The following is an 8,917-nucleotide window of genomic DNA, read 5'->3' on the forward strand; positions in this document are numbered from 1 at the left end:
ACACAAAAAAGGTGTGCTAAAGCACACCTTGATATTATTGCATCTTCTGCTGTAAGGCGACCAAACAAGGAGAGAAAAATAATTGACCGCTATAGGCCCCTGCCAACGTTTTCTTCATCACCAATGCCCACAACCCCACCAGTGATAGACTTAAAACCACAGCCGTATACTGTAAGAAGTCGATATGTAACTGATGCGCCAAGTTGAAGATCGCCAAGATAAACACACCAAATGGGAAAGTCAGTCCCCACCAACCCAAGTTAAATGGAATGCCTGTACGCATATGGCGCAGTGTGGTCAAAATCGCAATCCCAAACCACCATAAGCCAAAACCTAATAACACCAAACTTGCCACAATACCCAAGGCTGGCAGTAATGTCGCTAAGCCTTCAAAGCCCATCGCCTGCATGATACGTGGTGCTTGTTCACCCAGTAATAATAACGCTAATGCCCCTGTTCCAATCGGCCCTAAACATAACCAGCTAGAAATCGCGACCTCTTTTTCAGGTAACTGGTGCAAAGCCAAACGTAACATCAAAATGGTTAAGATCGCAAAAGCAGGTAAGACAGAAATGCCCCACAACACATAGCCTGTGATCAAGATGGTTAACGCATGCTGATCGGCTGCTAAATGCTGTAATAGCAGCCCCGCAGAGCTAGCCGCAACTTCACAGGCCACGATCGGGAGTAACCATACCGCAGTCATCCGTTGTAATTGATGATCTTGGCAGCTAAACATACAAAATGGCACCACCCACGCAATCACTACTGCGAGAAACACATCCAGATACCAGAGATAAGTCGTAATTTGAATGGCGATATCGCCATATAGATGGATACCAAAGCTCAGAAAACCATTGGCAATCGTCGCTAAGCCCATCGGAATCGCACCGAGGAATAAGCTCATGTTGGGGTGAGTAAAAATCTGCTTGGCTTCAGCCGGAAATAAAATCCAGCGTAAAATATAAAGTACACTAAAAGTGCTAAATAACAGAATATTAAACTGCCATAATTTGGTCGCCAGCATAAATAAGACAGATGAAGCGAACGGCAGCTGTGCTAAAATCATCGCGACCACACCTGTTCCCATGGTTGCAGTAAACCAATTCGGGGTAAAATGGCGAATTACATCGGTGCTCTGCTCTAGCTGATAAAACGGCTTTTTCATCTCTTTCTCAATATCAAGCGACTATGCAGTTATTTTAGGTCAATCCATAAATAAGAAAAATTGATTTATTTTTATTTAATGAATCAATTTAACTGATAATAAAGCTTTAAATATTGAAATTTTTCTGTGTAAAAACACAACAACAAGACGAAACGCTGAGAATATGGCAATATATAGCCTTTGCAAAATCACTGTATTTAACGCCCATGAAGTTGCTTCGTCTCAACGCTTTATCGCCAGATTTTCAGTTACCTCCGACTGCGGTAACGATTGGCAATTTTGATGGTGTCCATCTCGGCCATCAAGCGATGATTGCTCAACTCAAAAGCTTGGCTGAAGCCCAAGGCTTAAAAACATTAGTGATGATTTTTGAGCCGCAACCGCTTGAATTTTTTAAAGGTTATGAAGCACCGCCACGAATCAGCTCGCTCAGAGAAAAAGTAGAATATTTAACTGAGCTCGGTGTGGACTACATTGCTGTTGCGAAATTTGACCAATATTTTAGAAGTCTAAATGCCACAGAATTTGCTGAACTACTTAAATTAAAACTCAATGCACAAAGCCTAGTCCTCGGTGATGACTTCCATTTTGGTAAAGACCGTCAAGGTAACAGTGAATTCTTGCGTGACTACGGCTTTGACGTGACCAATTTAAATACCGTGGCTTTAAATGGTGAACGTGTCAGTTCAACCCGTATTCGTCAGGTCCTTCAAGAGGGTGATTTGGCATTAGCAGCAAAATTATTGGGTCGTCCGTATAGCATTACAGGCCGAGTGCAATATGGTGACCAGATTGGTCGCACCCTTGATTTTCCGACCATTAATGTGCGTTTAAACCGCCATAAACCCTGTTTAAACGGCATTTATGCAGTGGATGTGGTGTGTGAAAATGCATCATTGAATGCAAAAGTAAAACATCCAGATCCTGCCCTGAACGGGATTGCAGGCTATCAAGCCGACAGTCTGTTTGGTGCAGGTCATGTGGGGACACGCCCAGCCATCAAACAAGACCAGCCAGAATGGCGATTAGAGGTACATTTCCCTGATGTTTCTGCTAATCTGTATGGCTTATTGATGCGGGTCACTTTCCTTCACTATTTACATGGTGAGCTGAATTACCCTTCGCTTGAAGCCCTCAAAGCCGGAATTGATGATGATGTGCAAAAGTTACGAGACTATCGTAACCACACACCAGAATTTCCTTTTTAAATTTAATTAGTAGGGTTTGTTTACACTTCACAAATCCTAAAGTAATACATGTCAGTTTACAAACTGATCAAACTGGAAGAAAACTTGCATGAGCGATAAGCAAACTCCTGAAAATGCAGTGGATTATAAAGCCACACTCAATTTGCCAGCGACTGAATTTGCCATGAAGGCAAACTTGGCTGTGCGTGAAGCCAAATGGTTAGAAGAGTGGTATGCCGACAACATTTATCAGCAGATTCGTGAAGCGCGTATTGGCAAGAAAAAATATGTACTGCATGACGGCCCTCCATATGCCAATGGTCAAATCCATTTAGGTCATGCCGTCAATAAAGTCTTAAAAGATATCATTATTAAAAGCCGCGTTTTAGATGGCTTCGACGCACCGTATGTACCGGGTTGGGACTGTCACGGCCTACCAATCGAACTAAAAGTCGAAGAAAAAGTCGGTAAAGTAGGCGTTAAAGTTGATGCCTCAACTTTCCGTAAAGCTTGCCGTGAATATGCCTACACCCAAGTCGAATTACAGAAGAAAGACTTTGTGCGTATGGGCGTGTTTGGTGATTGGGACAATCCATACCTGACCATGAACTTCAAGCAAGAAGCGGATATCGTGCGTGCATTGGGCGCCATTGCCAAAGCAGGCCATATCGAACCAGGTCTAAAACCAGTGAACTGGTGTATGGACTGTGGTTCATCACTGGCTGAAGCCGAAGTTGAATACGAAGATAAAAAATCAGATGCGATTGATGTTGGCTTTACCGTTGTTGATCTTAAAGAGCTCAGCACACGTTTGAATGTCGAGGTTCAAGATGCCACGGATATCGTGATCTGGACCACTACCCCATGGACTTTGCCTGCCAACCAAGCGGTCGCGCTACACGCTGAAATCGACTATCAATTGGTTCAAGTGACCACTGACCGTGGTACGCAAAACTTTATTCTTGCCAAAGACTTGGTTGAATCAGCAATCGAACGTTACAAACTGGAAAATCCAGTGGTACTCGCTGATTTCAAAGGTGCTGCAATTGAGAACCTTCTTTTACAACATCCATTACTGGCAGATCGTCAAGTCCCTGTGATTTTAGGCGAGCACGTGATTGCGACCAGCGGTACAGGTGCAGTGCATACTGCACCTGGCCATGGTGTGGACGATTATAAAGTCGGTTTGCTATATCAATTAAAAGTTGAAAACCCTGTCGGTGGTAATGGTGTTTATTTACCAACATCGCCAATCTTTGCAGGGGAACACATCTATAAAGCCAATCCTCAAATCATTGAGGCATTGGGTGCAGTTGGTCGTCTGTGGGCACATCAGCCAATCAAACACAGCTACCCACACTGCTGGCGTCATAAAACCCCGATTATCTTCCGTGCGACCCCACAATGGTTTATCAGCATGGATGCCAATGGTCTGCGTCAAAATGCCTTGAATGCGATTGAAAATGATATCGAATTTGTACCTGATTGGGGCCAAAGCCGTATTCAGTCGATGATTGAAGGCCGTCCAGACTGGTGTATCTCACGTCAACGGACTTGGGGTGTACCAATCCCATTCTTCGTGCACAAAGATACCAATGCCCTGCACCCGCGTACACCTGAATTGATCGAAGAAGTGGCAAAACTGATCGAGCAAGAAGGCATTGATGGCTGGTATAACCGTGAAGCAAGTGAGTTCATTGGTGCCGATGCAGAACAATATAATGCGGTACGCGATACTCTGGACGTTTGGTTTGACTCTGGAACTACACACTACGCTGTGCTGCGTGAACGTGATGATTTACAAGATCCAGCAGACCTCTATCTTGAAGGTTCAGATCAACACCGTGGCTGGTTCCAATCTTCATTGCTGACTTCAATTGCAATCAATGAACGTGCGCCATATAAAGGCTTACTCACTCATGGTTTCGTAGTGGATGAGAAAGGCCGTAAGATGTCTAAGTCATTAGGCAACATCATTACCCCACAAGACATTATCAAAGATATGGGTGCTGATGGCTTACGTTTCTGGATCGCATCTGCTGACTATCGTTACGAAATGACCGCAGGTAAAGAAATCTTTAGCCGCGCATCAGATGGTTATCGTCGTATCCGCAATACCTTACGTTTCTTGTTGGCCAACTTGAATGGCTTCAAACCATCAACAGATGCGCTACCAGTCGACCAGTTGATTGCATTGGATCAATACATCTTGCAACGCGCTGCTGAAGTTCAAAAAACCATTCAGCAAGCCTATGAAGAGATGAACTTCCATATCGTCACTAATGCGCTAACAAGCTTCTGTATTAATGACTTGGGTGGTTTCTACCTCGATATCATCAAAGATCGTCAGTACACCACCAAAGCAGATTCACAGGCACGTCATTCTGCGCAAACTGCGCTATATCATATCGTGCAAGCTTTTGTTCGTTGGATGTCACCGATCCTCAGCTTTACCGCACAAGAAGCGTGGCCATTGATTCCTGAACAAACTGGTAAATATGTATTCACGGCTGAATGGTATGACATTCCAACCGCATCAACAGCTAACTTACTGTCTGAAGCAGATTGGCAAACATTGATTAGCGTAAAATCAGCAGTAAATAAACAGATTGAAGCAGCACGTAACGCTAAACTCATCGGCAGTAACTTATCTGCAAAAGTTGAACTTTGGGCAGATGAAGCATTACAGACATTGTTAAACCAATTGGCTGATGAATTACGTTTTGTCTTGATCACCTCTCAAGTCATCGTTCACCCTTATGCTGAACAAGGTGAAAGCACGGATCTTGCAGGATTACGTGTCCAAGTCTCCGCAGCAGATGGTGAAAAATGTGTACGTTGCTGGCATGTACTGCCAGATGTAAATACACATGTTGGCCATTCTGGTTTATGCGCTCGTTGTATTATCAACGTCACTGGCAGTGGCGAAGTGAGAAAATATGCATAATTCTGTGCAAACTAGCCCAGCAAAAAAAGGCTTATTCCAATTTTATCCGCATAACCTGCTTTGGCTTGGACTTTCTGTCCTTGCCATTGTGCTGGACCAATGGACCAAATGGATTGCCAGTTCACATTTAAATTATGCAGATCCTGTTCCTGTACTGCCCTTTTTAAATTGGACGCTGTTGCATAACTATGGTGCAGCATTCAGCTTTTTGTCTGACGCAGGTGGCTGGCAACGCTACTTCTTCACCTCTTTAGCAGGTGTGGTATCGCTTATTTTCATTTTCTGGCTAATGCGTATGCCAAAGAAAATGATTGTATTACCGATGGCGATTGCGTTGATTCTCGGTGGTGCAATTGGCAATTTGATTGATCGTGTTAGCTTGGGCTATGTGGTCGATTTTATTCATGTTTATTATCAAAACAGCCATTTCCCAGCCTTCAACCTTGCGGATAGCTCAATTACCCTAGGCACGATTTTACTGCTGATTGATACCTTCTTCCTTGAGAAGAAACGCAACCAAAATGCGGATGCATAAGATGAACGAAATTATTCAACCAAACGAAGAAATTCGTATTCAAGACGGCTCAAAAGTTGAATTACACTTTTCAGTTTCAATTGAAAATGGTGTTGAAATCGATAGTACTCGCGGTCGTGAAGAGCCTGTCAGCCTCGTGATTGGCGATGGTAATCTACTGCCAGGATTTGAAAAGGCACTCTTTGGTTTACGTGCAGGCGACCGTCGTACCGTACATTTACCACCAGAAGATTCTTTTGGTCCTTGGAATCCTGAAAATATTCAGACCTTCGATACAGTCAAATTTGAGCAACGCCCAATTGTGGGTCATATGATTGAATTTGAAGATAAGGCCAAAGCAACTTTGTTTGGCATCGTAAAATCGGTCAATGATGACATCACAGAGATTGATTTTAATCATCCACTGGCAGGCAAAAATATTACTTTTGAAGTGGAAATCTTCAAAGTTACCCCAGCAGGCCAGCAAGGCATCAAATTGATGTAACAAAAAAGCTCTCAAATGAGAGCTTTTTTTTACGCTGAAGAAAAGTATAAGATCATTTAAAGGCATTCATTTTTAAAATCAAAGCAATAACACAGGAATTTAAACATGCTGATTTATATTATTGTTGGTAGTGTTCGCGAAGGTCGCACAGCGATCAAAGTCGCTAATTGGGTGCAGCAAGCAACCACTGAACTCGCATTAAAAGATATTCAAACCGAAGTTGTTGATCTTAAGGAATGGGACTTACCGCTCTTTGCTGGTTCTCACCCACCTGCGACAGGCATCTATGATCAGCCGAAACAACAACAATGGGCAGATAAAATTGCACAGGCACAGGCCTTTATCTTCATTAGCCCTGAATATAACCATGGCTATAGTCCAGCACTCAAGAATGCCTTGGATTATGTCGGTAAAGAATGGCAAGGTAAACCTGCAGCCTTTATCGGCTATGGTTCAACCAATGGCTCACGCTCAATTAGCCAAATTCGCCAAGTGACCTCAAGCTTAGGTCTAGTTGACCCCAATGCCGTAATTGAAATTCGAGATATCTTTAAACGCAATAAAGACGAGAACTTTGAAGCCAACGAGTTTGAAGTGAAAGGCTTAGCAGCACTGATTGCCAAACTACAGAAGTATAATATCGCTTAGTTGTAAGCCTAAGCGTACGTTGATTAGGTTGATTGACGTCTGTTCCACTGCCAACTTAATCACTAATATATAAAGCATAGAGAGACAGGAAGTCTCATTGAGAATAATAAAACACACAGGACGTGGTCGTTAATAGGATATCAACGACATAAACTGAATATGAAGAAGCCCCGTCAGGATGATGGGGCTTCTTTTTGTCTATTCTTTCTCTAGCAACTGCTGAATTCTCTTTTGATAATTATTTAAAAAATCCTTTGTTACCCGAAAATGCTCTGTTTCTTCATAAGATATCTCTCTAATCCCAGTGTCGGAAAACTGATAAATTTTGGCATTTGGATAAGCCAATAAAATAGGAGAATGGGTGGCAATAATAAATTGAGATTGCTGCTGACATAAACGATCTAAAACCGATAAGGTTGTCATCAACATCGTTGGAGACAAGGCTGCTTCTGGCTCGTCTAAAAGGTATAAACCTTTCCCTTTTAATTTCATTGTTAATAATTTTAAGAAAGCCTCCCCATGTGAGCGTAAATGTATATCTCCCCCATACTCCACCAAATAGTTCACTTGCTTCATATAGGTTGCAACGTTATAGAAGCTCTCAGCACGCAAAAAGTAATAATCTTGAGGCTTCTTATAGCTTTTTATCGTTCGAATTGCCTGATGCAAATCAGAAGCCGTTGTCGCAGTATTCAATTGTACATTACGCGTTCCACCTTCTTCTGAAAAACCCAAAGCAAGCGCCAAGGCTTCAATAATGGTCGACTTTCCTGAACCATTCTCCCCGACAAAGAAAGTGACTTCTGGATGGAACTCAATGCTTTCTAAATCATTAACAGCAGGAACGACATAAGGATAACTGGCCCAATCCAAGGACTCAGGTGATTTAAACTTCACAGCTCTGATATAAGGTCTTTCTTGCATAAAATATTGGCAAAACGATTTGTTATAGCATGCTAGATTTTATCTTTGAAAAACAGCGCCATTTATTTCTAAACGTCTTGAGCTGTCGCCTTTCTCAAATGATCCCTTTCGTCTTTAAATTAAATCCACTGATTATCAATAAACTCCATGACATCATATAAGCGATTTTCTAAGTGATTTTTTCCTACAGCACAAATAATTTCTTTAACCCCATCAACATACGGGGAATCACCGAAAACCTTTGTCTCTAAAACAATTGAACAAGACTTATCATCTGATATTTGAATACGATGATAGGCATGCCGAGTTAGATTTTGTTCAGGAATCGCAAGTTCAACTTGTTGTCTTTTAACATCACGCACTGATTCGATTGCATTATTCTGTAGATTAAGTGACTTGGCCATCGCTACAGCTGTTCCTGGTACAGAAGTCTTATTTGCTTGATGAGATTCGATGATACTGATTTGATATTGGCTGAAAGTGTGCCCACTTTTTTCAATCATATTCATAAATTTAAGCATTAATATATTGGTATTTGGGCATAAAACAACAGGAATATCCCAATTTTCTTGCTTGTAATCCCTATCGGTTGATAACTCAATAAGACGAGAACCTGTCTTTTTACAATACAAAATCGCTTCATTGAGTTCTCTGCCAGAACCAGCATGTACAACAATAGCGCCTTCAGCTTCATGATTATTTCGGTCTGTCCAAGCAAGGACTTTATACACTTGATTCAGATCTAATCCGTTGAGTAATTCAGTTGCTAATTTACCAGAGCCAATAATATATACGTTTGTCATAAATTAATATTTTTAGAAAGTTCATTTATTTTAATCTATTCTTTTCCTATTTTCTTTTCTGCCCGCAATAAAAAACACCCCCAACCGTTAGGTTGGGGGTGTTTAGATTTAAAAGCTGGCGATGACTTACTCTCACATGGCAAGTGCCACACTACCATCAGCGCTAAGAGGTTTCACTTCTGAGTTCGGGAAGGGATCAGGTGGTTCACTCTTGCTATTGT

General features: G+C 42.0%; 8 protein-coding genes and 1 rRNA gene. 5 read left to right on the forward strand and 4 right to left on the reverse strand.

The genetic code is table 11. The features are described 5' to 3' along the window. Positions 1-34 precede the first annotated feature (34 nt). Positions 35-1,168 (reverse strand): TDT family transporter, encoded by a 1,134-nt coding sequence (locus V6E90_RS20085; protein ID WP_332606285.1) that lies wholly within the window; start codon positions 1,166-1,168, stop codon positions 35-37. A 206-nt stretch (positions 1,169-1,374) separates the two neighbouring features. On the opposite strand from V6E90_RS20085, the gene ribF reads away from it, so the two are divergent. The 5 genes from ribF (at position 1,375) to V6E90_RS20110 (ending at position 6,969) form a co-directional block, all read left to right on the forward strand. Further along, positions 1,375-2,376 (forward strand): riboflavin biosynthesis protein RibF, encoded by a 1,002-nt coding sequence (gene ribF / locus V6E90_RS20090; protein ID WP_065344094.1) that lies wholly within the window; start codon positions 1,375-1,377, stop codon positions 2,374-2,376. Positions 2,377-2,464: 88 nt separating this feature from the next. After that, positions 2,465-5,302: an isoleucine--tRNA ligase gene (ileS, locus tag V6E90_RS20095; RefSeq protein WP_065344093.1), complete on the forward strand. Its 2,838-nt coding sequence runs from the start codon at positions 2,465-2,467 to the stop codon at positions 5,300-5,302. 4 nt (positions 5,303-5,306) lie between these two features. Then, entirely contained in the window at positions 5,307-5,837 is a 531-nt protein-coding gene (lspA, locus tag V6E90_RS20100; protein ID WP_101236801.1) for a signal peptidase II, read from the forward strand. A 1-nt stretch (position 5,838) separates the two neighbouring features. Next, entirely contained in the window at positions 5,839-6,321 is a 483-nt protein-coding gene (locus V6E90_RS20105) for an FKBP-type peptidyl-prolyl cis-trans isomerase (protein WP_065344092.1), read from the forward strand. A 105-nt stretch (positions 6,322-6,426) separates the two neighbouring features. Next, positions 6,427-6,969 carry an NADPH-dependent FMN reductase gene (locus V6E90_RS20110; protein WP_332606286.1) on the forward strand — a complete coding sequence of 181 codons (543 nt, stop codon included), beginning with the start codon at positions 6,427-6,429 and terminating at the stop codon, positions 6,967-6,969. Positions 6,970-7,167: 198 nt separating this feature from the next. Here the strand turns inward: V6E90_RS20110 and V6E90_RS20115 are convergent, their stop codons facing one another. From V6E90_RS20115 to rrf, 3 genes are all read right to left on the reverse strand, one after another. Beyond that, positions 7,168-7,893 (reverse strand): AAA family ATPase, encoded by a 726-nt coding sequence (locus V6E90_RS20115; protein WP_332606287.1) that lies wholly within the window; start codon positions 7,891-7,893, stop codon positions 7,168-7,170. A 119-nt stretch (positions 7,894-8,012) separates the two neighbouring features. Beyond that, positions 8,013-8,696, reverse strand: coding sequence for a dihydrodipicolinate reductase C-terminal domain-containing protein (locus V6E90_RS20120; RefSeq protein ID WP_332606288.1), 684 nt, complete (start codon positions 8,694-8,696; stop codon positions 8,013-8,015). 113 nt (positions 8,697-8,809) lie between these two features. Continuing rightward, positions 8,810-8,917: ribosomal RNA gene (gene rrf / locus V6E90_RS20125) — 5S ribosomal RNA — on the reverse strand; the annotation flags it as partial.

This window comes from Acinetobacter sp. ESBL14 (assembly GCF_036668815.1).
Taxonomy (GTDB): domain Bacteria; phylum Pseudomonadota; class Gammaproteobacteria; order Pseudomonadales; family Moraxellaceae; genus Acinetobacter; species Acinetobacter gyllenbergii.